Below are 578 nucleotides of genomic sequence, written 5' to 3' on the forward strand. Positions count from 1 at the left end.
TAACGTCTGTGGCATTCAGAGTTTGACTGGACTTGGTAACCCTTGGCGGGCCCCGCACCCAATCAGTGCTTTACCTCCACGACGCATCTCCCGAGGCTAGCCCTAAAGCTATTTCGGGGAGAACCAGCTATCTCCGAGTTCGATTGGAATTTCTCCGCTACCCCCACCTCATCCCCGAATTTTTCAACATTCGTGGGTTCGGGCCTCCAGTGCGTGTTACCGCACCTTCACCCTGGACAGGGGTAGATCACACGGTTTCGGGTCTACGCCTGCAAACTCATTCGCCCTATTCAGACTCGCTTTCGCTGCGGCTTCGGCTTCTCACCTTAACCTCGCTTGCAAACGTAACTCGCCGGTTCATTCTACAAAAGGCACGCCATCATCCATTAACGGACTCTGACTTCTTGTAAGCACACGGTTTCAGGTTCTTTTTCACTCCGCTCCCGCGGTTCTTTTCACCTTTCCCTCACGGTACTGCTTCACTATCGGTCACCAGGGAGTATTTAGCCTTGGCAGATGGTCCTGCCGGATTCCCACGAGGTTTCACGTGTCTCGCGGTACTCGGGATCCGTCTAGGG

General features: G+C 54.3%; 1 rRNA gene. It reads right to left on the reverse strand.

The window, feature by feature from the left end:
• Positions 1-578 (reverse strand): 23S ribosomal RNA (locus ACZYR9_RS27535); the annotation flags it as partial.

It is taken from the genome of Paenibacillus sp. F024 (genome assembly GCF_057814255.1).